A 26176-nucleotide genomic window follows, 5' to 3' on the forward strand; every position below is an offset into this window, starting at 1 on the left:
CCTGGCGCGGGAGGTCGTCGGCTCAACGGGTTGGCTGGAAGCCGTTCAGTGGCGTGCCGAAAGGCGCGCCGCTGCGCGGGTCAATCGCATACCAGCGGCCGTTGTATGGCGTGGCGTGCATGTCGACCTCCCGATAACGCCCCGCCTTGCCCGCTGTCGGTGTCACCACGGGCGCCTCCGCGCCGCTCGCCTGCCCGGCTGCAACCAGCAGATACGCACGCAATTTCTCCTCGGCGGTCACCAGGTGTGGGACCGACTTGCCCCACTTCATTGCCCCACCCGCCAGCAACGCCGGCAGTTTTACCAGTCCCTTGGTCGCGGCATTGATCATCTGCGGGTAACCATCCAGCGGGTTCAGCGCCGCACTGGTAAACAAACCGGACTGCTTGATGAAGTCAAATGCTCGATCGCTGAAACTCGCTCCAGCTTTCACCTGGGGCACTGCAATCGCCGATGGCTTGAGTCGTGTAACAAGCTGGGTCAGGCGGCTGGGCACCAGGGCCCTGGCAGAGCGGATCAGCGCCCGGGCCTGGCTACCCGCACCAATGGCCACGCCGACTACATCCAGTGCCAGGTTGGTCAGACCTGCGCTGATATTGCCTTGTTTGAACTCCTGATACGCCCCCACGAACGGCACGAACCCCAATAGAAAGGCATGATCGCGTGCCCGCGCCTCACGATGCTTCTCCAGCGGCAGTGACTCGCTTGCGCGTTGCAACATGCTTTCGGTGGGCTCGTAAAAGTTGTCCTGGGCGATCCTGTTGACGATGCTCGCTGTTTTTCGCGAACTGTAGGTGTCCGGGACGAACGATTCCGGCGTATGGCTGAGAGGTAATTCTCGCGCAGCAAATGCGCCGCCCAACGCCGACACGATCACCGCCTGGAACGCTGGGTTGGGATCAGGATGGGAGCCGTTGGCATAGGCGTCCAAATCAAGGTTCATCTGCGCGCCGCGCACCACCGGTAAATACACCAGGCCGTGGGGTGATGGAAAACCCTCGTGGTGAATGACGCCGTCGAGCTCCATCGCGTCGGTTAGATCCGTACGCTTGATGATCTTGCCGTTGGCGAACACCTCGAAATGCACGACCGTGGGTCCATGCTCAACGCGCATCAGGGTGCCGTGGCGCGCCCTGCTGGCGTCTTTGAGTGCGTCGGTCTCCTTGGCCTGGATCTCCCCGGTTTCCCGGCGCAAGGTGAAAAGTTCGACCTTGCCCAGTTCAAGCAACTTGCGATCCTCCAGAGGCAACTCGGCAAACATCAGCTTAAGCTTGGTGGCGTACGCGTCCTGGAGCTTTTTCCGGTGCTGGAGCACCGAGTTTTCCAGCAACTTATCCATCTCGGGCAGACGGCGAATACGTGTATCGAGCCTGGCCCGCGCCGCCTCGGTTACCTGGGGGGGGCGCGCGTGCTGGTAAGGCGTTTTCGCCGCCGCCGGGAAAGCAGGCATGTCGTCACTGAGCACCCATTTGCCCGGTGCCAGGTCGCCGGTCATATAGGTCTCCACCAACGAGCGGGTGCGCGGTTCCGAGATCGGCAGGTTGCGACGATCCTCTGCACTGGCCACATGCACGGTCATGCCTTCCAGTTCGGCCTGGGTGATACCAGGAAGCACGCGCAGCAATTCCTTGATCGCCAGCGCCTTGCGCGTCGGCAGTTCACTGCTCGCAGCCGTGAAGGCGGTGGCGACGTCTTCGCGCTGGCGGAAAAATACCCGCGCAGCCTCCTGGATATCCCCCGACGAGTATTCACCGTCACTGCGCTGCCTGATACAGCCGTTCAACACCCCCCAATCAGCGATGACTTTCAAGGCATTGAGTTGCATCAGCGTCGCCTGCGCGTCACTGACGGGTTCCAGGGTGGTCAAGTCGGTGACCTGCTGTTCATTCATCATCCTCGACGTCCCTGGCGCATTGTGATCGGCCAATGCGCAGCCCAGGCGCAGCTCCATCCAGGCCGGCGTGCCGATACTCACGGACTCGGGCACGTCGCGCACGAGCATTTCCGGCGCCGCCTGCGCCAGGCACACCTGGGCAGCCAACACCGCCAGCTTGGGTTCCAGGCCTTTGTTGTGCTGAAGGTGGCGCTCGATATCACGGCGTACCTGACTGAACGAGCGCCCCATGTTCGTTGGCTGGTAGATCGAATAGCCAGCCACTTCCCCGGGCTTGTCGGACATCGAGGGATCGACGTGCAGCTTGATCGCGGCGGTTACCAGTTGCTGGAGCAGCGTCCTGGGCAGCGTCGAGTTAGCGCCCTGGCCCACCTGCCAGCGCAGCGCGCCAGCCATTTGCTCGCCGAACGCCAAGGCATCCGGGCTGTCCAGCAGCCTGTCCAGGTGAGCCTGCGGGTCGGCCTGCAACGCCTGCAATGTGACCCCGGACAATGCGCTGAACCCACGAGCCAGGGGACCGCGCAGGCGGATGTCGGCCATGGTGCCCATGTGCTTTTGATCGTCTGCGGTCAAGGTGCCCGGCTTCCAGTCCCGGGGCAACAACGCGCCGTAGTCCCCCAATGGCGGCGGCGTTGGCAAGGCAGTGCGCAACCAGGCAACCAGGTTGCGCGTTTCACTCACGGTACGCGCCGAGCCCAAGCCCTTGAAATCCAGGAGCTGGCGCATGTCGTAGCGTGGCGTCGAGTACAGGGCGTTGCCCAAGGGCACGCTGAGCGCCGCCAGTGCCTCGAGCTCATCGTTCAGTTCCGGTACGGCTTCCACATAGCGGGTCAGATTCACCCAACCGCCTACCGGACTCAGGCGCTCAAGCCTGCCTTCAGACACCCTGAATGGCGCACCGGCCCAGGCAAAGCCCTCCTGCTCCAGCAGGCGAACCATTTGCGGGCACGTGACAAACCGCTGCAAACGCTCCACCGCAGCCTGGCTATGCCGGGGCAATGACGATGCCGGTGAAAGCTCGGTCTCATGATCCGACCAGTCCGTACGCGCAGTGTCCGGCAGTTCTTCAAGTTCTGCTTCAAGGCGATCGGCCAGGGCAAGGCGCTCCTCCAGTTCGCTGATCACTTGCCAGGTCTGCTCAAGGTTGCCGGCAGTGATCTGGCCGAGCCCTTGGCGCGGCAGCCACAATGCGTCGTCTGACCCGATAAAAGGCAGCCCCTGGTCCGAGGGGTCCAGCAGTTCTCGAATCGGCCTCAGGGTGCGGGAAACTTCGTTCCAGCCGGAGTTATCGGTCAGGCTGAATCTGACGGTGCTGCGTACACCATTATGGTTGGCATAACCCTCGATATGATCGCGGTGAAAGGTCAGGGTCGCAGGTTCAAGGCGCTGCTCGGCAATCCACTGTTGCAACGCTGGTCGGTTCAGCAGGTGTTGGTACAAGCGCGTTGCCATGCCCGGACTGCTGTCCGGCGGCACCTCGACCATCGTGTAGCCGCTGCTTTCAGCGGCGGCAACGCGCTCAGCCAACTGAGTGTCGGCGGCGGCAGTGCGGGCCTGATCCCGGGGAGGCAGTCGCGTCCACGGGCCAGCCGCGGCCGGCGTTGCATCGGCAGTGGATCGCCGCCTGCGCAGGGCGGGTGGTTGAGTCGGTATGGGATCAGGCGCAGCAGGCACTGCGCTGGGTGGGGTGGGAAACTCCGGAACGGATGGGCGGCTGTGAGGCAGTAGCATCAACATAGTCATCGCTCTCTCGGATGAGTCCATTAAGAATGGATCCGTCCATCCGTGAACGGTGAGAGGCACTGTAAAGACGCTTATCCCAGGCTGGATATAGGAACTGTCCGATACCCTCTACGATTGCATTGCTGATGATTTCACAAGGCGGCTTAAAGGATTCGGTACAGCAATCGCTCAATCCTCACCCGGCTGACGCGACGCAGGAACTTGCCCACCGCCTGCGGATAATCCACCAGGGTTTGCAAGTCCTGGTAACGCTCGATCCGCGTGGTGTGCTGGAAGATCTGCGCCAGTTCCGTGCGTCGCGGCTCCAGCCACTGGCCTTGGGGGTCATCGACGAGCAAGGCGTTTTCCAGGTCGAGACGAAACGCCCGTGGGTTGAGGTTGTTGCCGGTGAGCAAGGTGTAGCGCTGATCGACCCACATGCCCTTGAGGTGGTAGGTGTTGTCGCCGTCGCGCCACAGGTGCAGGTTCAACTGGCCGCTGTCGATCACCGGTTGATGACGCTTGGCAAAGCGGCGCAGGCTGATTTCATACAGGTACGGCAGTGCCGAGATCACCTTGAAGGGTTCGCTGGGCGGGATGTAGAAATCGTTGGCGGTCTTGTCGCCGACGATGATGTCGACCTTCACCCCACGCGCCAGGGCGCGGTTGATCTCCCGGGTCACCGGCAGCGGCAGGTTGAAGTACGGCGTACAGATGGTCAGTTGGTGCTGGGCGCTGGCGATCAGCTCGAGGATCACGCGGTTCAACGGGTTGTTCTTGCCCACGCCGAGCAACGGGCTGACAGACAGGTGGCCGTTGGGCAACTGCCCTGCCGTGGTGTCGTAGGCCGCGTGCTTGAGACGGCTGCGCAGGTCGCCGATGTCGTTGCGCAGGCTGCGGGTGGTCGGCGGGTTGGGCAGGTCGAGGCGGTGCACGGCCTTGGAGGTCACCAGGCCGTGTTCCACCAAGTGCTGCATGGAATCCGCCAGGGGCTGGCTGTGGATCAGGTGGTAACGGTCGAAGCGGTATTTATCGAACTTGTGCAGGTACACGTTGTTCAGGCTGGCACCGCTGTACAACACGCTGTCATCGATCACAAAGCCCTTGAGGTGCAGCACACCGAACAGCTCGCGGGTTTGCACCGGTACGCCGTACACCGGCACTTCACTGGCATGGCGCTGCGTCATGGCCTGGTACCAGGCGCTGTTGCCCGGTTGCTTGCCGGCGCCGATCAGCCCGCGCTGGGCGCGCAGCCAGTCGACTACCACCACGATGTCCAGTTCCGGCCGTGCGGCCTTGGCGGCGTGCAGGGCGTCGTAGATCTCCTGCCCTGCCTCGTCCTGCTGCAGGTACAACGCGACGATGTAGATGCGGCGGGTGGCCGTGGCGATGTTCTCCAGCAGGCAGCGACGGAAAGCGTCAGCGCCGGACAGCACGTCAATGGCGTCGGGAGTCAGGGGAAAACCGCGCAGTTTGGGCAACAGGGAGCGTTTGAAGAACGACGGCATAAGGCTCGCAATGGGTCGAATCCGAAGAGGCCCCGAGCTTACACCATGGGGGTGCTCAGGTCTCGCAGTGGCAGAGAGTAAAATTCTTGTTGACCAAGAAGAACGATCGTTCTACTTTTCAAGCCATGAACGATATGACTCATAACGAAACACGCGACATTATCCTCGACGTCACCGAGAAGTTGATCTATCGCCACGGCATCGCCGCCACCGGCATGGACTTCCTGGTGAAAACCGCCGGCGTCTCGAGAAAAAGCATTTACCGTTACTTCGCCAATAAAGATGAGCTGGTGATCGCGGCCCTGCAGCGCCGTGACGAGCGCTGGATGCACTGGCTGCGCGGCGAAGTGGAGCGCGTCGATGGCAGCGGCGCACGCTTGCTGGCGCTGTTCGACGCGCTCAAGGCCTGGTTCGGCTCGGCGGATTTTCGCGGTTGCGCCTTTATCAACACCAGTGGCGAAACCGGCGACCCGCACGACCCGGTCCGCCTGCTGGCCAAGGCCCATAAACAGAAACTGTTCGAGTACGCATTCGAACTGTGCCAAGCACATGGTACCCCCGACCCCGAACGGCAGGCCGCGCAACTGCTGATCCTGATCGATGGCGCCATTACCGTTGCCCTGGTCATGGGTGATTCAACAGCTGCCGATAATGCGCAATGCATGGCGCGAACGTTATTGGGACTGTGAACGCACCCGCCTGGCAACTTTCGATAACGCTGTATGGTTTTAAGGAGCCGCCTGATGTCATCTACCGCAGAAACACGTCCGCCCTTGCCGCCGTTTACCCGTGAATCGGCGATTGAAAAAGTGCGCCTGGCCGAAGACGGTTGGAATTCCCGCGACCCGCACCGGGTGTCGCTGGCTTACACCCTGGACACGCAATGGCGTAACCGTGCCGAATTCGCCCATGACCGCGAAGAGGCCAAGGGTTTTCTCACGCGCAAATGGGCCAGGGAGCTGGATTATCGGCTGATCAAGGAGCTATGGGCCTTTACCGACAACCGCATCGCCGTGCGCTATGCCTACGAATGGCACGACGACTCGGGTAACTGGTTCCGCTCCTATGGCAATGAGAACTGGGAATTCGACGAGAACGGCCTGATGGCCAATCGTTTCGCGTGCATCAACGACCTGCCGATCAAGGAGAGCGAACGCAAGTTCCACTGGCCGCTGGGACGGCGCCCGGATGATCATCCGGGGTTGTCCGAACTCGGGCTTTGACTGAAGCCGCAAGCTTGAAACTTCAAGCTTGCGGCTCATTGCTCAATCCTGATTGAGGCCCACCCGATACAGCACGCCATCGTCCTCATCCGTCAGCACATACAGAAAGCCATCCGGCCCCTGCCGCACATCGCGAATGCGTGCCTTCAAGCCGCCCAGCAAGCGCTCCTCATGGATAACCTTGTCGCCATCGAACTGCAGACGAATCAGTTCCTGGCTGGCCAGCGCACCGATGAACACGTTGTGCTGCCACGCCTTGAACCGGTCGGCGTCGTAGAAGGCCATGCCACTGATGGCCGGTGATTTCTCCCACACATGGTGGGGCGCTACGGTGCCTTCTGCGGTCTTGCCCTTGGCCTCGGGAATCGGTGTCAGCGAATAGTTGATGCCGTGAGTCGCCAGCGGCCAGCCGTAGTTCTTGCCGCGCTCGATAATGTTGATTTCATCACCGCCGCGCGGCCCGTGTTCGTTTTCCCAGAGCGTGCCACTCCATGGGTTCAGCGCCAGCCCTTGCGGATTGCGCTGGCCGTAGGACCAGATCTCGGAACGTACCCCGGCTTGACCGACAAACGGGTTGTCATCGGGCACGCGGCCATCCGGGTAGATCCGTACGACTTTGCCCTGCAGCTTGTCCAGGTCCTGGGCGGTCGGGCGGTCGTTGTTTTCCCCCAGGGTCACGAACAGGTAGCCATCGCGGTCGAAGGCCAGGCGCGAGCCGAAGTGGTTGCCGGTGGAGAGTTTCGGCTCTTGGCGCAGGATCACGTTGAAATCGGTCAAGCCACTCATGTCCTTTGCCAGGCGCCCGCGCCCCACTGCTGTGCCGGCCGTACCACCCTTGCCACCGCCTTCGGCGTACGTCAGGTAGACCATGCGATCCTGCTTGAAGTCCGGCGACAGCACCACATCGAGCAAACCGCCCTGCCCCTTGGCCCACACCTCAGGCACGCCGGTCAACGGCGCAGACAGCTTGCCGTCCGGACTGACAAGGCGCAGGCGCCCCGGACGCTCGGTCACCAGGAACCCTTGCTGGTCGGGTAGAAACGCCACGGCCCACGGGTGATCGAGGCCTTTGGCGATCGGGGTCGCGGTGATGCTGCCTTGTTCACTGGGGAACTGCTGCCCATCGGCGGCATAAACGGCCGTCTGCGCAAGCAGGGTGGTGGCGAACAGGGTGGCGAGCAGGGTTTTGCGTATAAACATAAGACAGCGTCCTTACCGGCGATTGCCGTTGGCATCATAGGTGGGGGCTTTGGAGTCGGTGGCTGGGCGGCTGGGGGCCGCATCGCGTTGCGGGTAGCGATTGCCGATACCACCGTTTTCCAGGGTCGGTGCGCGCGGCGTCGGCACGGTCTGAATACCACGCACCGCCGGCGTATTGGGCTGGGTGCCCTGCATGCTGTTGGGATTGGCCCGGTGGATCGGGCCGGTATTGGAATCGCTTCTGCCGGGCAGGTTTTGCGCGAGGGCAACTGGCCCAAGTGCCAGGCCCAACACCAGCACCGCGAGATGACGCACACAGCTGTTCATGACAAAGCCTCTCTGGGGCGAGGAGTACGTGCTTTCGATACCACGCTACGCCCTGGGTTCGGCTTTCGTAACTAAATAGTTTCTGATCAGGTGTAACGAGATCTGTCCGCGCATCTGCCCGGCGAAACTTTTCACGCAGCCTTCGAGTCACCAGAACACAGCTTCTTGTTAAGGAATCGCACGTATGCCACGGGCAATCTGGAAAGGCGCCATCAGTTTCGGCCTGGTTCATATTCCGGTATCGCTGGTCTCGGCCACGTCCGCCCAGGGCGTGGATTTCGACTGGCTGGACAAGCGCAGCATGGACCCGGTGGGCTACAAACGCATCAACAAGGCCACGGGCAAGGAGGTCTCCAAGGAGAATATCGTCAAGGGCGTGGCGTTTGAGAAGGGTCGCTATGTGGTGCTCAGTGAAGAGGAAATTCGCTCGGCCCACCCTAAATCGACCCAGACCATCGAGATCATCGCCTTCGTCGACAGTGACCAGATCCCGCTGCCGAACATCGACACCCCCTACTTCCTGGCCCCGGACAAACGCGGTGGCAAGGTCTACGCGCTGCTGCGCGAAACCCTGAACAAAACCCGCAAGGTCGCCCTGGCCAACGTGGTGCTGCATACCAAGCAGCACCTGGCGGCAGTGATGCCCCTGGAGTCGGCGCTGGTGCTGGTGATGCTGCGCTGGCCCGCCGAGGTGCGCGGCCTGGATGAACTGGAACTCCCCAACGACGTGACCAAACCGAGCCTGGCCAAGGGCGAGCTGGACATGGCCAAGCGTCTGGTGCAAGACATGAGTGCAGAATGGCAGCCCGAGGACTATCGCGACAGTTTTCAGGAAAAAATCATGGCGCTGGTGGCGAAGAAGGCCAAGGCCGGCAAGATCGAAGACGTCGAATCCCAGGAAGGCAGCGACGAGCGCAAGTCCGCCGATGTGATCGATTTGACCGAGCTGCTCAAGCGCAGCCTGGCCGGCAAACCGACGACGAAAAAACCGGCGGCAAAAAAAGCCGGCAAAAAGGCCTCTTGAGCCTGCCATCTACAGGAGAACCCCATGGCAAAGCCCCTGAGCGAATACAACCGTAAACGCGATTTCGAGGTCACCGCCGAGCCATCAGGCAGCTCACCGGGCCGTAAACGCAAGGCATCGGCACTGAGCTTCGTGATCCAGAAGCACGATGCGCGCAACCTGCATTATGACTTCCGCCTGGAACTGGACGGCGTGCTGCTTAGTTGGGCGGTGCCCAAAGGCCCGAGTCTGGACCCGAGCCAGAAACGCTTGGCTGTCCATGTTGAAGATCATCCCATCAGCTATGGCGGATTCGAGGGCAGTATCCCGGCCGGCCAATACGGCGCCGGCGACGTGATCGTGTGGGACCGCGGTGTGTGGAAGCCCCACGACGACCCGCACAAGGCCTATGCCGCCGGCAAACTCAAATTCACCCTGGTCGGTGAGAAGCTCTCGGGTGACTGGGCGCTGGTGCGTACGCGCCTCAAGGGCAGCGGCGACAAGGAGCAGTGGCTGCTGATCAAGGAAAAAGACCAACAGGCACGCCCCGCCGCCGACTACGACATTGTCCAGGCCCAACCCAAAAGCGTGCTCAGCGGCGCATCCGTGGGCAAAACCAAGCCCAAACCACGCGCAAAAACACAGAAAGCCACAGCCGCCTTACCCGATCAATTCGCGCCGCAATTGGCAACCCTGGTTGACCGCGCGCCCGAGGGCGATTGGCACTACGAAATCAAGTTCGACGGTTACCGCATGCTCGCCCGCATACGCGACGGCGAGGTTCGCCTGTTCACGCGTAACGGCCACGACTGGACCGAACGCCTGCCACGCCAGGCCAAGGCCTTGCACGCCCTCAAGCTCAAGGACAGCTGGCTCGATGGCGAGGTGGTCAGCCTCAATGGTGATGGCCTGCCGGACTTTCAGGCGCTGCAAAATGCCTTTGATATCGGCCGCAGCCTGGACATTGTCTACTACCTGTTCGACGCGCCGTTTTTAAACGGCAGCGATCAGCGCCAGGCGCCGCTGGAGGAGCGTCGCGCCGCGCTCAAAGACGCCTTGTCCGGCAGCCGCAGCAAACTGCTGCGCTTCTCCGAAGCGTTTGCCGCCAACCAGCAGGATATTTTCGAAAGCGCCTGCGACCTGGCCTTGGAAGGCGTGATCGGCAAGCGCAAGGGCAGCCCCTACGTCTCCACTCGAAATACCGATTGGATCAAGCTCAAATGCCGCCTGCGCCAGGAGTTCGTGATTGTCGGCTACACCCGCCCCCAGGGTTCGCGCAGTGGTTTCGGCGCGCTGCTGCTGGCAGTCAATGACGATGGCGGGCTGGTCTACGCCGGGCGGGTGGGCACCGGGTTCGACCAGGCCTCATTGAAAAACATCTACGCCCAACTCACCCCTCTGGAGCGCAAGGCATCGCCTCTGGAAAAACCCCTCACCGCCGCCCAGGCACGGGGTGTGCACTGGGTGGAACCGCGCCTGGTCGGCGAAGTGCAATTTGCCGAGTGGACCCGCGAAGGCGTGGTGCGCCAGGCGGTCTTCGTGGGGTTGCGCACCGACAAGCCCGCAGGGCAGATCATCCATGAACAGCCGCGCACGGCAAAATCCCTCAAAGCGCTGAAAAGCCAGAAGCCCAGCAGCGGCGTGAACATCACTCACCCCGAGCGCGTCATCGACCCGCAAAGCGGCACACAAAAACAGCAATTGGCGCAGTTCTACGAAGGCATCAGCGAATGGATCCTGCCCTTCCTGCGCCATCGCCCCGTGTCCCTGCTCAGGGCTCCGGAAGGCATCGAGGGCGAGCAGTTCTTCCAGAAGCACGCGGAGCGCCTGGCGATTCCGAACATCAAGCAACTGGACCCGGCACTGGATCCAGGCCATGCGCGCCTGATGGAGATCGACACGACGAAAGCGCTGATTGGGGCCGTGCAAATGGGCACCCTCGAACTGCATACCTGGGGCGCCACCTCGGACAAGATCGAAACCCCGGACCTGTTTGTGCTGGACCTTGACCCGGACCCGGCGCTGCCCTGGAAAACCATGCTGGAAGCCGCTCAGCTCACCTTGTCGGTACTCGACGAGCTGGGGTTGGAAGCCTTCGTCAAGACCAGCGGCGGCAAAGGCTTGCACCTGGTCATACCGTTGGCGCGGCGGGATGGCTGGGACAGCGTAAAGGCCTTTGCCAAGGCCATTGCCCATTTCATGACCGAGCAACTGCCCGAGCGCTTCACCGCCACCTCCGGGCCGAAAAACCGTGTAGGCAAGATCTTTATCGATTACCTGCGCAATGCACGAGGCGCGAGCACCGTGGCGGCTTATTCGGTGCGCGCACGCCCTGGGCTGCCGGTGTCGGTGCCGGTCAGTCGCGAGGAATTGAAGGGCTTGCGCGGCGCTCAGCAATGGACGGTGGCCAACCTGCACCAACGCTTGCACGGGCTGAAGGTTGATCCTTGGGCCGGCTACGCCAATCGGCAGAAGATCAATAAAAAAATGTGGGAAAAGTTGGGCGCAAAGCCACCGGAGTGACTAACGCCCGGGTCGACTTCAAATCAGTATGAAGATGAGTGCCAGTGCCGCGAAGATCGCCCATTTTTCCAGGTAGTAACGTGTGCGGTTGCGTTTTTTCAGCTCTTTACCACGCAAGCGAATCTTGTACAGCCGGTTAAACGCGCGATTGAGCCCGCCGGTCTTGTCGCCTGCATCGTTGGGCGAGCCTGCAGCGGCCATGACGTTACGACTGAACCAACGGTTGAACGTGGCAGCCCAGCGATATTTCATCGGCCGCTCGATATCGCAAAACAGGATGATGCGGTTCTGCTGCGTGGTGTTTTCGGCGTAGTGGATGTAAGTCTCGTCAAACATCACTGCCTCACCGTCACGCCAGTAATAGTTCTCGCCGTCCACATTGATATAGCAGCCCGGATCATTCGGGGTCACCAAGCCCAAGTGATAACGGTACGAACCGGCGTAGGGGTCACGGTGGCGCACCAGCTTGGAACCCGGTGGCAACTCGGCGAACATTGCCGCCTTGATCGAGCCGATGCCCTGTAACAGCTCGGTGGTACGCGGGCATAGTTTCACCGCCGAAGGATGGCTTTCGCCGTACCATTTCAGGTAAAAGCGCTTCCAGCCAGACTTGAAGAACGAGTTGAAACCTACATCGTTGTACTGGTCCGAGCGCTTGATTTCACCCATGTGCATGAGGTTCAGGCCCTCCTCGCGAATCTCCTTCCAATGCGCCTCAAGGGGGCTCAAGTCAGGAAAGTCACTGGGTGACAGGTAGGGGCGGCCGGGTAGCCTGGAGCACAGGTACAGCAAGCAGTTGATCGGGGCCAGGAAGGTCGAATGATCACTGAGTTGGCGGCCCAGCTTATGCCGCACCCGACCACGCAGGTGTACATACGCAATGGAGGCAACGTAGAGAACAACAATGATGAGTTTCAAGGAATTTCGTTCACATGTCAGAAGAAAACAGGCTGCTCCTGCGCGCCCACAACGGCTGAGGATGGATAGCAGCGTCTGAAATCACAATTCACACAATTGGCACGACCGGCTGAGTAATGTCCCGATACGTGGTCCGTGGCAGTTATTTAGCCACAGTTTGTAACCAAAAGTTAATCAAGAATTGTGAAAACCTGTCTAGTGAATGTGCCAGGCAGACGCCTTGACGGGCAGGCCTTGGGGCACGGCAACCACCGATCATCGAACGGCGAAAGATGGTAAAAGGCTGCACCGCCGGCAACGTCCGGCAATTACCCCCTCAGCAAAAAGGAATTTGTATGTCAGCCCTTTCAGATCCGGATAGTCAAGCCCTTCAAGGCGCCTGGGAGCAAACCTCACTCGAAGACAGTGGCGTACTCAATCCCATCGATGCCCACAGCGCTCCGGGTGCTTTAACCACCATCAGCGGCGACCGTTTCGAAGTGAAGACCGTCAGTGGCGAGGTGTTGTTGGCGGGCCGGTTTTTCCTCGACAGCAGCACGGTTCCCAAAAGCATTACCTGGGTGGACGCCCTGGGCGATGACGCCGGTAAGCACCTGCCCGCCAGTTATCGCCTTGAGGGGGATTCATTTGTGTTCATTGCTGCGGATGAAGGTATGCCCAGGCCCATCGTGTTCAGTACCGGCCCAGGCCAAACCATGCGCACTTTCGTGCGCCGCGCTTGATGCTGTGCGCCATCCGAACGCGCGACAGCATTTTCACAAAGCCTTCACTTTCAGCCCTATAGGCATGGGTATCTACACAACTTCCAGTGAATACGGAATCTATGGCAATTAGGCTTCTGTGGTGAGCGGGCTTGCCCCGCGCTGGGTTGCGAAGCAGCCCCAAAACCTTCACCTCGATTGATTCTGGCACTCTTCGGTGACCTTATTGGGGCCGCTTCGCAACCCAGCGCGGGGCAAGCCCGCTCACCACAGAGTTATGTGTCAGCCTTTAAGAGTTGTGTAGATACCTATGCCTATAGGTGAAGCCTACCTACTCCAGTAAATCCCTTGGCCCGCCAGTGCGCGGTTTTTTTTTGCCTGGTGCGAATCGGCTCAGGCGGGACGCCTGGTGGCGGCCAGCGTGAAGCACAGGGGCAACTGGGCAGGCTGGTGCTCGTACTGGTCGTAAAGTTCTTCGCGATTGGAGTGGGCATATTCCTGCAGATGGTCGATCTGCAATTGCGCAGCAATCGCCGCGCTCACCACATCCCCCAGGGTGTGCACATACCAATAGGAGGTCGGCCCCGCCACTTCGCCCTGCCCCTCATAGACAATCGACTCCTGCAGCACAAAAGGCTCACGCTGGAAGTACGAACTGGCCGGCAACAGTGGGTCTGGCGCGCGCGGGTCGAACATTTCCAGAAACGGGTGGGTTTCATACATCACCAGCGTGCCACCGGGTTTCAAGGTCCTCGCAACATGGCGCATGAACAGCGCCACATCCGGCATCCAGCCCAGCACGCCGATGGTCACCAAGGCAATGTCGAAGCGCTCGTGCAAGCGGGATGGCAACTGGTGGATATCGCTTTCGATGAATTCCGGGTTGTGGGGCGAAACGTCGGCAAGCTCACGGGCCTGCTGCAGGAACGCCCGGGATTGATCCACACCGACCACCGAGCACGCGCCCAGGCCAAACAGCGACAGGCTTTCGCGACCGTTATTGCAGCACACCTGCACTACCTCTTTGCCGGCAACGCCGATGTCTTGCAACAGCCCGGTAAGGGTGGGGTCGAGGCACGAAAACCCAGGGTCGCGGACCCCGTTAAGCAGGGCGCTCCAGGTCTCGGTGGTTTTATGCAGGTCGGCGGATTGATCCCAGGCGTCCTTGTTGCAGGCAATCGCCTGTTGAGCTGAGGGCATGTCCATTGCGTCTCCAGATAAGTCATACGGCGAGGCAAAGAAAATAAGCCACAAGCCCGCAGATTAAAACCCCAGCAGCAGGCGAAACTAAATGAACTGCGCGCAGGTCACTAGCGCAATGAGTGTTCAGCCTTTGAACGCCCCCTGCGAAGTCCTGATCGTGGCCAAACACGCCGACCTGCGTAATACCCTGTCCCTGGACAGCCTGAATTTTTTCCTGGCGGATGTGCGCGACGGCCTCGGCCCGTACCTGGCCATCTACTTGCTGGCGGTGCACAAGTGGGATCCGGCCAGTATCGGCGTAGTCATGACCCTGGCAGGTATCGCGGCGCTGATCACCCAGGGCCCGGCGGGTGCCCTGATCGACCGCACACGCAGCAAACGCGCTGTGATTGCCGTTGCCGCCCTGCTGGTGACCGGCAGTTGCCTGCTGCTGCCCTTCGTCAGTTCATTCAGCCTGGTTGCCTTGACCCAGGCGGCCAGTGCCATCGCCGCCTCGGTGTTCGCCCCGGCGATCTCCGCGATTTCCCTGGGCATTACCGGGCCACGTGCGTTCACCCGGCGCACCGGGCGCAACGAAACCTTCAACCATGCCGGCAACGCTGTGGCGGCGCTGTTGGCCGGTGGCCTGGCGTACCTGTTCGGACCCGTGGTGGTGTTCTACCTGATGGCCTTTATGGCAGTGGCCAGCGTCGTCGCGGTCAGTTGCGTCTCCGCCAAGGCGATCGACCATGAGGTGGCCCGGGGCTTCGACCCTGCCCACCACAGCGACCATGAGCAGCCGTCCGGCATTGCGGTCTTGCTGGCCAACCGGCCGTTATTGCTGTTTGCCGTCTGCTGCGCCCTCTTCCACCTGGCCAATGCGGCGATGCTGCCACTGGTCAGCCAGAAGCTCTCGCAGATCAACCTGCAGATGGCCACGCCGCTGACCTCGGCCTGTATTGTCGCCGCACAATTGGTGATGGTGCCGATGGCCTGGCTGGTGGGCAGCAAGGCCGACGTGTGGGGGCGCAAGCCGCTGTTGCTGTTCGGCTTCATGATCCTGCCGCTGCGTGGCGTGCTCTATACCCTGTCCAGCGATCCCTACTGGCTGGTGGCCGTGCAGATGCTCGACGGTATCGGCGCGGGGATCTTCGGTGCGCTGTTCCCGGTGATCGTCAAGGACCTGACCCAGGGCACCGGGCGTTTCAACGTCAGCCTGGGGGCGCTGTCCACCGTATTTGGGCTGGGCGCGGCCTTGAGCAGCAGCCTGGCCGGTTTTGTGGTGCAGCAGGCCGGCTACAATGCGGCCTTCCTCACCCTGGCCGGGGTGGCGGGCGTCGCGTTGGCGCTGTTATGGCTGGCGATGCCGGAGACGCTGGCCAAACCCTTCTTCGCGCCTCACGCATCTGCGGCCTGATATAAGCGACACTGTGCGCCGAACCCAAACAGCAAATGGAGTTGCCCCTATGAAGAAATACTTCCTGTATCCGCTACTGCTTCTGCTCGCAGGATGCAGCACGGGGCCCTATCTGCATCCGGAGTCGACGGTGGGCAGCAACGCCCTGCTTTCGCGCACCTGCCCCGGCCCGAAAGCGGCGATGAGCTATGCCCCACTGGCAGAAGAACTCAACTGGGTTCATGTGCTGGTCTATGTTGCGCCACCCGGCACATCCAGCTGGCCGGGTAACCAGCGCTCAACCGCTGCTGAACTGCGCCTGTTCGGACGGCTCTACCCATCCAATAACACAGCAGCCGTCAAACAGGCCGACCCGACGCTTTGGGTCAGTGCAGCGTCGCCCGTTGTCACGGTCACCCTGGCGAATGGGCAAAGCTATCCTGTCACCATTGAACAACTCAAAACCGGTTTCGACCCCAGGAAAACATTCCACAGCGGGTTCAAAGGGACAGCGTTGGGCCAAGGCGACATGGATGATTTCACGCTTACCTTCCCGGACATATTCGTCAACGGTGAAAAAGTCCCTATGGCCCCGATTCACTTCAAGAAACGCGAAGAGCGTTATGCGCCTGTGTTTAATTGCTGACGGGCCGGGTTTCTGGCGCTCAGCCGACTCTGTTATCGTGCGTCCTTCGACCGCAATGGAAGCATCGAAGAATGAATTCCTGGAAGACGCTGGCAATCGCCCTCATGGCATCGATCAGCACCAACGCTATGGCATGGTATGTGGAGAACCCGGTCGAGAGAGCGCTGAGCGCCACCACCCTGTTCCCGACCATTGTCCTCGGAGGGACCACGGCATTTACGGTCTACTCGCCCTCAATAATGAAAAAAGCGAAGGATGATGCCCTTGTATTCATTGGCTCCGAGGGCGAAATTCGCGGCGCTCAGTTTGAGCAGGCATCTCTACACTACCGCTCGGCCCCTCACACGCGCCCCATGACCGACATGCAGCTCGCGCAGGCAATCGCAACAACTTACTGAGCGCGGCTTCGTCGAGAATGGCTTGCCACATTCAAAGCGCTGAACATCCGTCGTCGGCCGCCATACAACTGTCGCCTGACATATGCGACAATGCGCGCCAAATTCCAACACACATCCCCCATTTTTTGCTCAGCGACCGGGTTTCGCGCCTTGATGTCGCTGTTGATGCATGCCTGAAGGCTCCTGCCGCCACGCTCGCAACCCATTGATAGGTAAAGTAATTGATCTCCACAGCTAACATCACCATGCAGTTCGGCGCCAAGCCGCTCTTTGAGAACGTCTCGGTCAAGTTCGGCGCCGGCAACCGGTATGGTCTGATCGGTGCCAACGGTTGCGGCAAGTCGACCTTCATGAAAATCCTCGGCGGCGACCTCGATCCGTCCGGCGGACAGGTCATGCTGGAGCCGAATGTGCGCCTGGGCAAGCTGCGCCAGGACCAGTTCGCCTACGAAGAATTCACCGTGCTCGACACCGTGATCATGGGGCACGAGGAGCTGTGGAAGGTCAAGGCCGAGCGCGACCGTATCTACTCGCTGCCGGAAATGAGCGAAGACGACGGCATGGCCGTGGCCGAGCTGGAAACCGAATTCGCCGAGATGGACGGCTACACCGCCGAATCCCGTGCCGGTGAACTGCTGCTGGGCCTGGGTATTCCCCTGGAACAGCATTTCGGCCCGATGAGCGAAGTGTCCCCCGGCTGGAAACTGCGTGTGTTGCTGGCCCAGGCGCTGTTCTCGGACCCGGAAGTGCTGTTGCTCGACGAACCGACCAACCACTTGGACATCAACACCATCCGCTGGCTGGAAAACATCCTGACCCAGCGCTCCAGCCTGATGATCATCATCTCTCACGACCGTCACTTCCTGAACAGCGTGTGCACCCACATGGCTGACCTGGACTACGGCGAGCTGCGCCTGTTCCCGGGCAACTACGACGAGTACATGACCGTGGCGACCCAGTCCCGCGAGCAACTGCTGTCGGACAACGCCAAGAAGAAAGCGCAGATCTCCGAGCTGCAGTCCTTCGTCAGCCGCTTCTCGGCCAACGCCTCGAAAGCCAAGCAGGCGACCTCCCGTGCCAAGGCGATCGACAAGATCCAGCTGGCCGAGGTCAAGCCTTCGAGCCGCGTGAGCCCGTTCATCCGTTTCGAACAAACCAAAAAGCTGCACCGCCAGGCGGTCATCGTCGAGCGCATGGCCAAAGGTTTCGACGGCAAGCCGCTGTTCAAGGACTTCAGCTTCCAGGTTGAAGCCGGCGAGCGCGTGGCGATCATCGGCCCGAACGGTATCGGCAAGACCACCCTGCTGCGCACCCTGGTCAACGAACTGACCCCGGATGCCGGCAGCATCAAGTGGACCGACGCCGCGGAGCTGGGCTACTACGCCCAGGACCACGCCAGCGACTTCGAAAACGACATGAGCCTGTTCGACTGGATGGGCCAGTGGACTCAAGGCGAGCAAGTGATCCGTGGCACCCTGGGGCGCATGCTGTTCTCCAACGACGAGATCCTCAAGTCGGTCAAGGTGATCTCCGGTGGTGAGCAAGGCCGCATGCTGTTCGGCAAGCTGATCCTGCAAAAGCCGAACGTGCTGATCATGGACGAACCGACCAACCACTTGGACATGGAATCCATCGAGGCGCTGAACCTGGCGCTCGAGAACTACCCAGGCACGCTGATCTTCGTCAGCCACGACCGTGAGTTCGTATCGTCCCTGGCCACCCGCATCATCGAGTTGAGCGCCAACGGCGTGATCGACTTCAGCGGCACTTACGACGATTACCTGCGCAGCCAAGGCGTGGTGTTCTAACAGTAGCGACCTGAAACCCTGGGAGCATGCTTGTTGTGGCGAGGGAGCTTGTTGTGGTGAGCGGGCTTGCCCCGCTCACCACAACAAGCCCGCTCACCACAAAAGCCCGCTCGCCACAGTAAGCCGGTTTCTCAGCCAAAGTAGTTAGCCTGCTTCCTTTTCCCCCAAGCCCTTGCCATGATGCGTTCACCGCCCGCCCGCGAACGAGTGCCCATGTCCAACGCCTCCTCCTCCCTGTCGATCACCCTGCAGATCGTCTCCATCGTCTTCTACACCTTCATCGCCTTTATCTGCATCGGCCTGCCGATTGCGGTAATCCCGGGCTATGTCCATGAGCAACTGGGCTTCAGCGCGGTGGTGGCCGGGATTACCATCGGCTCGCAGTACCTGGCAACTCTGCTCAGCCGTCCCATGGCCGGGCGCATGTCCGACAACGTCGGCACCAAGCGCGCGATTGTGCTGGGGCTGGCGGGCATCCTGGTCAGCGGTGTGTTGACGTTCTTCGCCACCCTGGTGGACAGCCTGCCCAGCCTGAGCCTGGGGATTCTGATACTCGGCCGGCTGTTGCTGGGCGTGGCCCAAGGCCTGATCGGCGTGGGCACCATCAGTTGGTGCATGGGCCAGGTCGGGGCGGAGCACACGGCGCGGTCGATTTCGTGGAATGGCATTGCCTCCTACGGCGCCATCGCCATCGGCGCGCCGCTCGGAGTGGTGATGGTCGCCGAATATGGCTACACCAGCCTGGGTATCGCGCTGTCGGTATTGGCGGCGCTGGGCCTGGTGCTGATCCGCAATAAACCCTCGGTGCCGGTGGTACGCGGCGAGCGCCTGCCGTTCTGGGCGGTGTTCGGGCGCATTGCACCCTTTGGTGCCAGCCTGTGCCTGGCGTCCATCGGCTACGGCACCCTGACCACCTTTATCACCCTGTATTACCTCAATCGCGGCTGGGCCGGCGCGGCGTACTGCCTCACGGTGTTTGGCGTGTGTTTTATCCTCTCGCGGCTGCTGTTCATCTCCGCGATCAGCCGGTTTGGCGGCTTCAGGGCGGCGATTGCCTGCATGATCATCGAGACCCTGGGCCTGACGCTGCTGTGGCTGGCACCCTCCACCGGCGTAGCCTTGATCGGTGCAGGGCTGACCGGCTTTGGCTTGTCGCTGGTGTACCCGGCGCTGGGCGTGGAGGCCATCAAGCAGGTGCCCAACAGCAGCCGCGGTGCGGGCCTGAGTGCCTATGCGGTGTTTTTCGACCTGGCCCTGGCGATTGCCGGGCCGTTGATGGGCGCCGTGGCGTTGAACCTGGGTTACAGCTGGATTTTCTTCTGCGCAGCGCTGTTATCGGTCACGGCGCTGGGCGTGACCTTGCTGCTCAAGCGCCGCGCCTACTGATCGGCGGTCTGCAAACCGGCGCGAGTAGCCTGGCCGAGGATGTGGGTGAAAAAACGCCCGGCCTCGGAGATCAGGTCGCGGTGGATGCCTTCGCGGTCGACGCCATCGGCATCGGTGCAGATCGCCGGCATCGCGGCCAGTTGGTCGCTGTCACACGGCGCCATGAACACGAAGTGCCCTGCCCCCGCCAGCAGCTTGAAGTCCGGTGGCTCCGGCAGTTTGCGTGCCAGGGCGGCGGCGTTCTTGTCGACCGCCACCAGCTTGTCGCCGTCGCCGCTGTAGAGCAGCACCGGCACATGCACATCGGCCAGGGTGTGGCGGCCGAACATCAGGCTCAACGGCGCCATCAACATCAAGGCATGAATGCGCGGGTCGGATTGCGGTTGCAGGTCGTCACGGTCCACCACCAGTTCGCCCTTGGTGGTGCAGGCATCACGATCTTCGGGGCGTTCCTGGCAATAGCGACGCAGGCGGTCGAAGTCCGGCTTGGCCCCCGCCAGGATCAACGCGGTTTCGCCACCGGCCGAATAGCCGATAACGCCCACCTGATCGACGTTGACGAACGGCGACAGCATCGGGTCGCCCAGGGTCGCGGTGATTGCTTCGGAAATCTGGATCGGCCGGCCGTACAGGTTACTCACCGTGCCCAGGCGGCTGTGGTCCTTGTAGTTATCGCCGGGATGCAACACCGCGACCACCACAAAGCCTTTGCGCGCCAGGGAAGTGGCCAGGTCATGCAGGGCCAGCGGCGTACCGGTGTTGCCATGGGACAGCATCAGCATCGGAAAGCGGCCAATGGCGATCTTGGAGTCTTCGCTGGCGGCGACGTGATAGGGACCCAGTTGCGTGCTGTGTTCATCGTCGGTGGACGGGTAGAAGGCCACGGCTTTCATCGGCTGCAGGTCCAGCGGGTCGAGAAAGGTCATGCGATGGAAGCCCACACTCCAATGGGGGTGCGGCGCGGGCGCGGCGTGCACTGAAATCAGGCCGCCCAGCAGGGAAAGAACCATAACGGCACAAAGACGCATCATGAGGATGTCCACCTTTGCTGCGTGACCACGTTCAACACCCGCGGCATGTCTATATGAAAAGTCCATGGTTCAAGGCACTCGCATCAGGTGATAAACCCATGCGTGCATAACCTGGGCCAACGTAATGACAGCGGGTAAACGAAAAAACTCCGTATTCCGGTCGTTTCAGGCGACAAGAATACAGAGTTTAGGCGCCCGGCTTCGGATTGAAACCGAGCAGAGGCGAAATTTACACAAGCCTTACGCAGCAGCGAACAATTGTTCGTTGATGAGCACGTTGGCGTCGCTCAAGGCCTTGCTGCGGAACTCATCGCCATAGGCCAGGCCATGGGCGCGGACGAATTCGATGTCGGTAATGCCGAGGAAGCCCAGCATCACTTTGAGGTATTCCTCGTGGGCCACACCGGTTGCCTGGCCGACATGCAGGCCGCCGGAGGTGGACACAATGATGACTTTCTTGTTACCGCACAGGCCTTCAGGGCCGGCTTCGGTGTAACGGAAGGTCTGTCCGGCAACGGCGATGCGGTCGATCCAGGCTTTCAACTGGGTTGGAATGGTGAAGTTGTACATCGGCGCACCGATCACCACGGCGTCGGCGGCGAGGAATTCGGCCAGGCTGTTGGCACTCAGGTCGGCCTCGTGCTGTTGTGCGGCGTCACGCAGTTCGGCGGCGGTGCCCAGGGCGCCCAGGGTCGCGCCGGAGAAGTGGTTGATGCCTTCGCTGGCGAGGTCACGGTAAGTCACTTCCACACCCGGCTCGGCCGCCTGCCAGGCCTTGACCACGCCAGTGCTGAGCTGACGGGAAGCCGAGTTGTCGCCGAGGATGCTGGAATCGATGTGCAACAGTTTCATGGTGGATCTCCGAGTGTGGGATCGACAGTGGCGATCAGATGGAGTGGATGCTACGCATGAAACCAATAGTCGATAAGACGCCTGAAATGCGATAGTTTGTCCCACTGACAGGACAATAGGCTGACCATGCAAGACCTCAACGACCTCTACTATTTTGCCAAAGTCGTCGAAGCCGGTGGCTTTGCGGCGGCCGGGCGGCTGTTGGGCATTCCCAAGTCGCGGCTGTCGCGGCGCATTGCCGAGCTGGAAGAGCGCCTCGGCGCGCGCCTGCTGCAACGCACCACGCGGCAACTGACCCTGACCGCCGTCGGCGAGCGCTACCTGCGCCATTGCCAGGCGATGCTGCTGGAAGCAGAGATGGCCGACGAGGCCGTCGCCAGCATGTCCAGTGAACCGCGCGGGCGGCTGAGGGTGACGTGCCCGGTGGGGCTGGCGCAAAACATAATGCCGGATGTGGTTGCGGGTTTTCTGGCTGCCCACCCCCAGGTGCAGCTGGAGATGACCCTGGTCAACCGCCGTGTCGACCTGGTAGCCGAAGGCATCGATGTGGCGCTGCGCGTGCGCGAACTGGGCGATGAAGACCCGCTGCTGGTCACCAAGCGCCTGCGCCCCGCCCAGACGGCCCTGGTCGCCAGCCCGAACTTTTTGCACGGTCGGCACATCAACACCCTCGACGACCTCAAGCAACTGCCGATACTCGGCGCGCTGGAAGCAGACCGCATGGTGCACCAACGCATCCTCGATCCTGAAGGCAACCCCCACGACCTGGTGATGGAAGCGCGCCTGGGCGTCGATGACTTCAACGTACGCAAGGCCAGCGCCATCATGGGCCTGGGCTTTACCGTGCTGCCGCTGATGTACTGCGAAGAAGAACTGGCCAGCGGCCGGCTCGTACAGTTGCTGCCGGAGTGGTCATTGCCGGGCGGCTGGCTGCAGGCCGTCTACCCGCATCGCCGCGGCGTGCTGCCGGCGATTCGCGCCTGGATCGATTACCTGGAAGAAGGCTTCAAAAGCTGCGGAGACCGCCTGCTATGAAAATGACCGAAGCACAGGTCGCGACGTTCTGCCTGAGCCTGCCCGGCGCGCGGGAAGACTACAAATGGGGCGGCGTGCGGGTGTTCTCGATCGCCGGCAACAAGATGTTCGCCCTGCAGAATCTGCGCGGCGACTCGCTGGCGTTCAAGGTCGACAAGGACTTGTTCCTCGGCCATGTGGACTGTCCCGGCATCCACCCGGCGCCGTACCTGGCACGCGCGCAGTGGATCATCATGAACACGCCCTACCCGCTGGAGGCCGAGGAACTGCGTAGCCTGTTGCAGCGCTCCCACCAGTTGGTGGTGAGCAAACTGCCCAAGCGCACACAGGTGGGGTTGCTGCTAGAGAACGGACAGTAGCGTGCCACCGAGGAACAACTGGTCCAGCCAGAACACCTGGTGCAACAGCACGATCACCCAGAACAGCACCTGGTAAGACACCTTGCGCGTCTTGTGCCGGAACACCTGCTGGGCAATCAGCGCCCCCGGCCAGCCGCCCGCCAGCTCCACGGCGTGGAGGATGTTCTCCGGGGTGCGCCAGCTGTCGGTGCGGGCCTTGCGCTTGTCGCTCCAATACAGGAAAAACGCGATGACGCTGACCACCCCATAGGCCACCAGCGGAATCACGGTTTCGCCGCGTTGCCACACCAATACTGCCCCCACCAGCGGCGCCGCGCACAGCAGCACAAAGATCGCCGCTTTCAGGCGCGGATGCTGAATCATCATGCCTTGGCCGCTGCCCAGTCGATCCAGCCGAATTGCCAGGTCGCCAGGATCAGCAGGCCGAACGCAATGCGGTACCAGGCGAACGCCGCGTAGCTATGGCTGGCGATGAACTTGAGCAGGCCCTTGACCGCGATCATCGCGAAGATGAACGAGGTGACGAAGCCGATGGCGAACACCGGCAGGTCCGCCGGCTGGAACAGGTCGCGGTATTTGTAGCCCGAGTACACCGCCGCACCGACCATGGTCGGCATGGCCAGGAAGAATGAAAACTCGGTGGCGGTCTTGCGCGACAGGCCGAACAGCAGGCCGCCGATGATAGTCGAGCCGGAGCGCGACGTACCCGGGATCATCGCCAGGCACTGGGCAAAACCGACCTTGAGCGCGTCTTTCCAGGTGATGTCATCGACGCTTTCGGCGTGCACTTCATGCTCGCGGCGCTCGGCCCACAGCATGACGATGCCGCCGATCACCAACGCGGCGGCCACGGTGATCGGGTTGAACAGGTAATGGTGGATCAGGTCGGCAAAGATCACCCCCAGCACCACGGCCGGCAGGAACGCGATCAGCAGGTTGACCGTGAAGCGCTGGGCGTTGCGCTGGGTGGGCAAGCCGGTGACTACATCGAGGATCTTGCGCCGGAATTCCCAGACCACCGCGAGGATCGCACCCAGCTGGATGATGATGTTGAACGCCATGGCGCGTTCGCCGCCGAAGTCGAGCAAATCGGCGACAATAATCTGGTGTCCGGTGCTGGAGATCGGCAGGAACTCGGTAAGCCCCTCCACGACGCCAAGAATCAATGCCTGAATGGCGGTCCAAAAATCCATGCTTCCCCCAAAGGTCATGCGCTGTGGCATGCCTTATCAATCTTTTAATGGTTCACTGACGAGCGCACTCAAGTGCCCGGTGTTGACCATGGTCAATGCCGGCCTGCAAAAATTCTGTGAAAAATCAGGCAGTACTCAGGTTTTGCGATTTCAGGCCGAAAGCCTATCAGACGAGGCGTAAAAGTCGATGCGACGCCCACAATTATAAAAAGCCCGGAGTGACAGGACGATGAACAGTTTGCGCAATATGTCGATCAGCCGACGCCTCTGGATGATCCTGATCGTCGCCGTGCTGATGCTGATGGCCCTGGGTTTGCTGATGCTCAAGCAGATTCACGACGACCTGTACCAGGCCAAGCGCCAGCAGACCCAGCACGTGGTCCAGACCGCCAGCGGGATCCTGACGTTTTATCACAGCCTCGAAACCACCGGGGTGATGACCCGCGAAGCCGCGCAAAAACAAGCCCTGAGCGCGGTGCGCGGCTTGCGCTATGACCACGACGACTACTTCTGGATCAATGACCTCACCCCCGTGATGATCATGCACCCGGCCAACCCCAAGCTGGACGGCCAGAACCTCTCGGCCATCCGCGATCCCGACGGGTTTGCCGTGTTCAACGAGTTCGTGATCCTGGCCAAGGCCAAGGGTGCCGGCATCATCAACTACCGCTGGCCGAAACCGGGTGCGGAGGCGCCAGTGGCGAAAACCTCGTATATCCAGTTGTTCGAGCCGTGGGGCTGGATCATCGGCTCCGGCGTTTACGTGGACGATGTGCAGGCCGAGTTCAACAGCCAAGTGTGGAAGGCCTCGTTTATCGTCCTCGGCATCGCATTGGTGATGGCCCTGCTGGTCTCGCTGATTGCCCGCAGCATCGTGCGCCCCCTGCAGGATGCGGTGAACGCCATGGGCAACATCGCCAGCGGCGAAAGCGACCTGACCCGCAGCCTCGATACCCACGGCCGCGACGAAGTCACCCAACTGTCCCAGCACTTCAACACCTTCACGGCCAAGCTGCGCCAGGTCGTCAGCCAGTTGCAGGTGTGCGCCAACGCCCTGGGCCAGTCCTCCACGGAACTGGGCAACAACGCGACCCAAGCCCATGACCGCAGCCAGCAACAGTCCCAGCAGATGGAACTGGTGGCCACCGCCATCAATGAAGTCACCTACGGCGTGCAGGACGTGGCCAAGAACGCCGAACACGCCGCCAGCGAAATGCGCGATGCCCAGGCCCAGGCGCAGCAAGGCCAGGTCAATATCGACAGCAGCCTGCAGCAGATCGACCAGCTCTCCACCACCATCAGCCAGGCCGTGGAAGTGATCCGCACCTTGTCCAGCGAAAGCACGCAGATCGGTGGTGTGTTGGAAGTGATCCGCTCCATCGCCGACCAGACCAACCTGCTGGCCCTCAACGCCGCCATTGAAGCCGCACGCGCCGGGGAACAAGGCCGTGGTTTTGCCGTAGTGGCCGATGAAGTCCGCCTGCTGGCCCAGCGCACGCAAAAATCCACCGCCGAGATCCAGGCGATGATCGAGCGCCTGCAAGGTCACTCGGAAGCCGCGGTCAAGGTGATCAGCGACAGCCACAGCGCCTCGCAACTGACCATCGAACAAGCCGGCCAGGCCGGTGCCAGCCTCACCGCCATCGGCCAGGCGCTGCACAACCTCAACGGTTTGAATGCCTCGATTGCCAGCGCCACCCTGCAACAGGCCCATGTGGTGGAAGACATCAACCAGAACGTCACCCAGGCTGCAAGCCTGTCCCACAGCACCGCAATGGCGGCCGAGCAGTCCAACGTGGCCAGCGTGCATTTACGCGGGCTGAGCGAACAACTCGACGGCCTGCTGCGCCAATTCAAGATCTGACGCCGCT

The 26176-nt window shown here is 61.4% G+C and carries 23 protein-coding genes; 13 read left to right on the top strand and 10 right to left on the bottom strand.

Annotated elements, in window-relative coordinates; all coding sequences use genetic code 11:
* Positions 1–22: 22 nt before the first annotated feature.
* Together PspCFBP13509_RS29185 and pssA are read right to left on the bottom strand one after the other, a co-directional pair.
* Positions 23–3421 carry a hypothetical protein gene (locus PspCFBP13509_RS29185; protein WP_137213051.1) on the bottom strand — a complete coding sequence of 1133 codons (3399 nt, stop codon included), beginning with the start codon at positions 3419–3421 and terminating at the stop codon, positions 23–25.
* 359 nt (positions 3422–3780) lie between these two features.
* Complete coding sequence (pssA, locus tag PspCFBP13509_RS29190; protein WP_074846587.1) at positions 3781–5124, bottom strand: CDP-diacylglycerol--serine O-phosphatidyltransferase; 1344 nt, start codon at positions 5122–5124, stop codon at positions 3781–3783.
* Between the two features lie 125 nt (positions 5125–5249).
* Here pssA and PspCFBP13509_RS29195 point away from each other — a divergent pair, with 125 nt between their 5' ends.
* Both PspCFBP13509_RS29195 and PspCFBP13509_RS29200 read left to right on the top strand, forming a co-directional pair.
* Entirely contained in the window at positions 5250–5813 is a 564-nt protein-coding gene (locus PspCFBP13509_RS29195; RefSeq protein ID WP_065927744.1) for a TetR/AcrR family transcriptional regulator, read from the top strand.
* A 54-nt stretch (positions 5814–5867) separates the two neighbouring features.
* A complete protein-coding gene (locus PspCFBP13509_RS29200; protein WP_065948682.1) occupies positions 5868–6347 on the top strand; it encodes a nuclear transport factor 2 family protein in 480 nt (159 codons plus the stop codon).
* A gap of 42 nt (positions 6348–6389) precedes the next feature.
* Here the strand turns inward: PspCFBP13509_RS29200 and PspCFBP13509_RS29205 are convergent, their stop codons facing one another.
* Together PspCFBP13509_RS29205 and PspCFBP13509_RS29210 are read right to left on the bottom strand one after the other, a co-directional pair.
* Positions 6390–7547, bottom strand: coding sequence for a PQQ-dependent sugar dehydrogenase (locus PspCFBP13509_RS29205; RefSeq protein ID WP_137213052.1), 1158 nt, complete (start codon positions 7545–7547; stop codon positions 6390–6392).
* Positions 7548–7559: 12 nt separating this feature from the next.
* On the bottom strand, positions 7560–7874 hold the full coding sequence (locus PspCFBP13509_RS29210; protein WP_065927747.1) for a hypothetical protein: 315 nt from the start codon (positions 7872–7874) through the stop codon (positions 7560–7562).
* A gap of 184 nt (positions 7875–8058) precedes the next feature.
* On the opposite strand from PspCFBP13509_RS29210, the gene ku reads away from it, so the two are divergent.
* On the top strand, positions 8059–8898 hold the full coding sequence (gene ku, locus PspCFBP13509_RS29215) for a non-homologous end joining protein Ku (RefSeq protein ID WP_137213053.1): 840 nt from the start codon (positions 8059–8061) through the stop codon (positions 8896–8898).
* Between the two features lie 24 nt (positions 8899–8922).
* Positions 8923–11400 (top strand): DNA ligase D, encoded by a 2478-nt coding sequence (gene ligD, locus PspCFBP13509_RS29220; RefSeq protein ID WP_074846578.1) that lies wholly within the window; start codon positions 8923–8925, stop codon positions 11398–11400.
* 18 nt (positions 11401–11418) lie between these two features.
* Here ligD and lpxO read toward each other — a convergent pair whose 3' ends face one another.
* Positions 11419–12318 carry a lipid A hydroxylase LpxO gene (lpxO, locus tag PspCFBP13509_RS29225; protein ID WP_137213054.1) on the bottom strand — a complete coding sequence of 300 codons (900 nt, stop codon included), beginning with the start codon at positions 12316–12318 and terminating at the stop codon, positions 11419–11421.
* A 335-nt stretch (positions 12319–12653) separates the two neighbouring features.
* On the opposite strand from lpxO, the gene PspCFBP13509_RS29230 reads away from it, so the two are divergent.
* A complete protein-coding gene (locus PspCFBP13509_RS29230; protein ID WP_065927751.1) occupies positions 12654–13040 on the top strand; it encodes a TIGR03067 domain-containing protein in 387 nt (128 codons plus the stop codon).
* Positions 13041–13412: 372 nt separating this feature from the next.
* On the opposite strand, the gene PspCFBP13509_RS29235 is transcribed toward PspCFBP13509_RS29230, so the two are convergent.
* Positions 13413–14225 (bottom strand): class I SAM-dependent methyltransferase, encoded by an 813-nt coding sequence (locus PspCFBP13509_RS29235; RefSeq protein ID WP_065927752.1) that lies wholly within the window; start codon positions 14223–14225, stop codon positions 13413–13415.
* A gap of 154 nt (positions 14226–14379) precedes the next feature.
* Here PspCFBP13509_RS29235 and PspCFBP13509_RS29240 point away from each other — a divergent pair, with 154 nt between their 5' ends.
* From PspCFBP13509_RS29240 to PspCFBP13509_RS29265, 5 genes are all read left to right on the top strand, one after another.
* The gene (locus PspCFBP13509_RS29240) at positions 14380–15618 is read left to right on the top strand and encodes an MFS transporter (protein WP_065927753.1); all 1239 of its coding nucleotides are present in this window, start codon (positions 14380–14382) and stop codon (positions 15616–15618) included.
* Positions 15619–15667: 49 nt separating this feature from the next.
* Entirely contained in the window at positions 15668–16243 is a 576-nt protein-coding gene (locus PspCFBP13509_RS29245) for a hypothetical protein (protein WP_065927754.1), read from the top strand.
* 71 nt (positions 16244–16314) lie between these two features.
* Positions 16315–16641: a DUF2388 domain-containing protein gene (locus tag PspCFBP13509_RS29250; RefSeq protein WP_137213055.1), complete on the top strand. Its 327-nt coding sequence runs from the start codon at positions 16315–16317 to the stop codon at positions 16639–16641.
* A 221-nt stretch (positions 16642–16862) separates the two neighbouring features.
* Entirely contained in the window at positions 16863–18449 is a 1587-nt protein-coding gene (locus tag PspCFBP13509_RS29260) for an ABC-F family ATPase (RefSeq protein WP_074846575.1), read from the top strand.
* 213 nt (positions 18450–18662) lie between these two features.
* A complete protein-coding gene (locus PspCFBP13509_RS29265) occupies positions 18663–19835 on the top strand; it encodes an MFS transporter (protein ID WP_065927756.1) in 1173 nt (390 codons plus the stop codon).
* Here PspCFBP13509_RS29265 and PspCFBP13509_RS29270 read toward each other — a convergent pair.
* The gene (locus PspCFBP13509_RS29270; RefSeq protein ID WP_137213056.1) at positions 19829–20866 is read right to left on the bottom strand and encodes an alpha/beta hydrolase family protein; all 1038 of its coding nucleotides are present in this window, start codon (positions 20864–20866) and stop codon (positions 19829–19831) included. The two genes, PspCFBP13509_RS29265 and PspCFBP13509_RS29270, sit on opposite strands and share 7 nt — an antisense overlap.
* Positions 20867–21106: 240 nt before the next feature.
* Positions 21107–21718 (bottom strand): FMN-dependent NADH-azoreductase, encoded by a 612-nt coding sequence (locus PspCFBP13509_RS29275; protein WP_065927758.1) that lies wholly within the window; start codon positions 21716–21718, stop codon positions 21107–21109.
* Positions 21719–21844: 126 nt separating this feature from the next.
* Here PspCFBP13509_RS29275 and PspCFBP13509_RS29280 point away from each other — a divergent pair, with 126 nt between their 5' ends.
* Together PspCFBP13509_RS29280 and PspCFBP13509_RS29285 are read left to right on the top strand one after the other, a co-directional pair.
* Positions 21845–22753 carry a LysR substrate-binding domain-containing protein gene (locus tag PspCFBP13509_RS29280; protein ID WP_065927759.1) on the top strand — a complete coding sequence of 303 codons (909 nt, stop codon included), beginning with the start codon at positions 21845–21847 and terminating at the stop codon, positions 22751–22753.
* Positions 22750–23112 (top strand): MmcQ/YjbR family DNA-binding protein, encoded by a 363-nt coding sequence (locus PspCFBP13509_RS29285; protein ID WP_137213057.1) that lies wholly within the window; start codon positions 22750–22752, stop codon positions 23110–23112. Before PspCFBP13509_RS29280 ends, PspCFBP13509_RS29285 begins: the two co-directional genes overlap by 4 nt.
* Here the strand turns inward: PspCFBP13509_RS29285 and PspCFBP13509_RS29290 are convergent.
* Together PspCFBP13509_RS29290 and PspCFBP13509_RS29295 are read right to left on the bottom strand one after the other, a co-directional pair.
* Positions 23095–23478 (bottom strand): DUF1294 domain-containing protein, encoded by a 384-nt coding sequence (locus PspCFBP13509_RS29290; protein WP_065927760.1) that lies wholly within the window; start codon positions 23476–23478, stop codon positions 23095–23097. The two genes, PspCFBP13509_RS29285 and PspCFBP13509_RS29290, sit on opposite strands and share 18 nt — an antisense overlap.
* Entirely contained in the window at positions 23475–24305 is an 831-nt protein-coding gene (locus tag PspCFBP13509_RS29295) for an undecaprenyl-diphosphate phosphatase (protein WP_027607910.1), read from the bottom strand. Before PspCFBP13509_RS29295 ends, PspCFBP13509_RS29290 begins: the two co-directional genes overlap by 4 nt.
* A gap of 229 nt (positions 24306–24534) precedes the next feature.
* Between PspCFBP13509_RS29295 and PspCFBP13509_RS29300 the strand changes: the two genes are divergently transcribed.
* Positions 24535–26169: a methyl-accepting chemotaxis protein gene (locus PspCFBP13509_RS29300; RefSeq protein WP_137213058.1), complete on the top strand. Its 1635-nt coding sequence runs from the start codon at positions 24535–24537 to the stop codon at positions 26167–26169.
* Positions 26170–26176: the final 7 nt, after the last annotated feature.

Origin of the sequence: Pseudomonas sp. CFBP13509 (assembly GCF_005233485.1) — a bacterium.
GTDB lineage: Bacteria > Pseudomonadota > Gammaproteobacteria > Pseudomonadales > Pseudomonadaceae > Aquipseudomonas > Aquipseudomonas marginalis.

What these genes read in the sequence shown, in the direction of transcription:
- PspCFBP13509_RS29200 (WP_065948682.1), top strand. Translation starts at nt 5,868, where the DNA reads ATGTCATCTACCGCAGAAACACGTCCGCCCTTGCCGCCGTTTACCCGT.
- PspCFBP13509_RS29270 (WP_137213056.1), bottom strand. Translation starts at nt 20,866, where the DNA reads ATGATGCGTCTTTGTGCCGTTATGGTTCTTTCCCTGCTGGGCGGCCTG.
- pssA (WP_074846587.1), bottom strand. Translation starts at nt 5,124, where the DNA reads ATGCCGTCGTTCTTCAAACGCTCCCTGTTGCCCAAACTGCGCGGTTTT.
- PspCFBP13509_RS29300 (WP_137213058.1), top strand. Translation starts at nt 24,535, where the DNA reads ATGAACAGTTTGCGCAATATGTCGATCAGCCGACGCCTCTGGATGATC.
- PspCFBP13509_RS29275 (WP_065927758.1), bottom strand. Translation starts at nt 21,718, where the DNA reads ATGAAACTGTTGCACATCGATTCCAGCATCCTCGGCGACAACTCGGCT.
- ligD (WP_074846578.1), top strand. Translation starts at nt 8,923, where the DNA reads ATGGCAAAGCCCCTGAGCGAATACAACCGTAAACGCGATTTCGAGGTC.
- PspCFBP13509_RS29295 (WP_027607910.1), bottom strand. Translation starts at nt 24,305, where the DNA reads ATGGATTTTTGGACCGCCATTCAGGCATTGATTCTTGGCGTCGTGGAG.
- PspCFBP13509_RS29245 (WP_065927754.1), top strand. Translation starts at nt 15,668, where the DNA reads ATGAAGAAATACTTCCTGTATCCGCTACTGCTTCTGCTCGCAGGATGC.
- PspCFBP13509_RS29290 (WP_065927760.1), bottom strand. Translation starts at nt 23,478, where the DNA reads ATGATGATTCAGCATCCGCGCCTGAAAGCGGCGATCTTTGTGCTGCTG.
- PspCFBP13509_RS29210 (WP_065927747.1), bottom strand. Translation starts at nt 7,874, where the DNA reads ATGAACAGCTGTGTGCGTCATCTCGCGGTGCTGGTGTTGGGCCTGGCA.
- PspCFBP13509_RS29235 (WP_065927752.1), bottom strand. Translation starts at nt 14,225, where the DNA reads ATGGACATGCCCTCAGCTCAACAGGCGATTGCCTGCAACAAGGACGCC.
- PspCFBP13509_RS29285 (WP_137213057.1), top strand. Translation starts at nt 22,750, where the DNA reads ATGAAAATGACCGAAGCACAGGTCGCGACGTTCTGCCTGAGCCTGCCC.
- PspCFBP13509_RS29230 (WP_065927751.1), top strand. Translation starts at nt 12,654, where the DNA reads ATGTCAGCCCTTTCAGATCCGGATAGTCAAGCCCTTCAAGGCGCCTGG.
- PspCFBP13509_RS29250 (WP_137213055.1), top strand. Translation starts at nt 16,315, where the DNA reads ATGAATTCCTGGAAGACGCTGGCAATCGCCCTCATGGCATCGATCAGC.
- PspCFBP13509_RS29205 (WP_137213052.1), bottom strand. Translation starts at nt 7,547, where the DNA reads ATGTTTATACGCAAAACCCTGCTCGCCACCCTGTTCGCCACCACCCTG.
- PspCFBP13509_RS29195 (WP_065927744.1), top strand. Translation starts at nt 5,250, where the DNA reads ATGAACGATATGACTCATAACGAAACACGCGACATTATCCTCGACGTC.
- ku (WP_137213053.1), top strand. Translation starts at nt 8,059, where the DNA reads ATGCCACGGGCAATCTGGAAAGGCGCCATCAGTTTCGGCCTGGTTCAT.
- PspCFBP13509_RS29280 (WP_065927759.1), top strand. Translation starts at nt 21,845, where the DNA reads ATGCAAGACCTCAACGACCTCTACTATTTTGCCAAAGTCGTCGAAGCC.
- PspCFBP13509_RS29265 (WP_065927756.1), top strand. Translation starts at nt 18,663, where the DNA reads ATGTCCAACGCCTCCTCCTCCCTGTCGATCACCCTGCAGATCGTCTCC.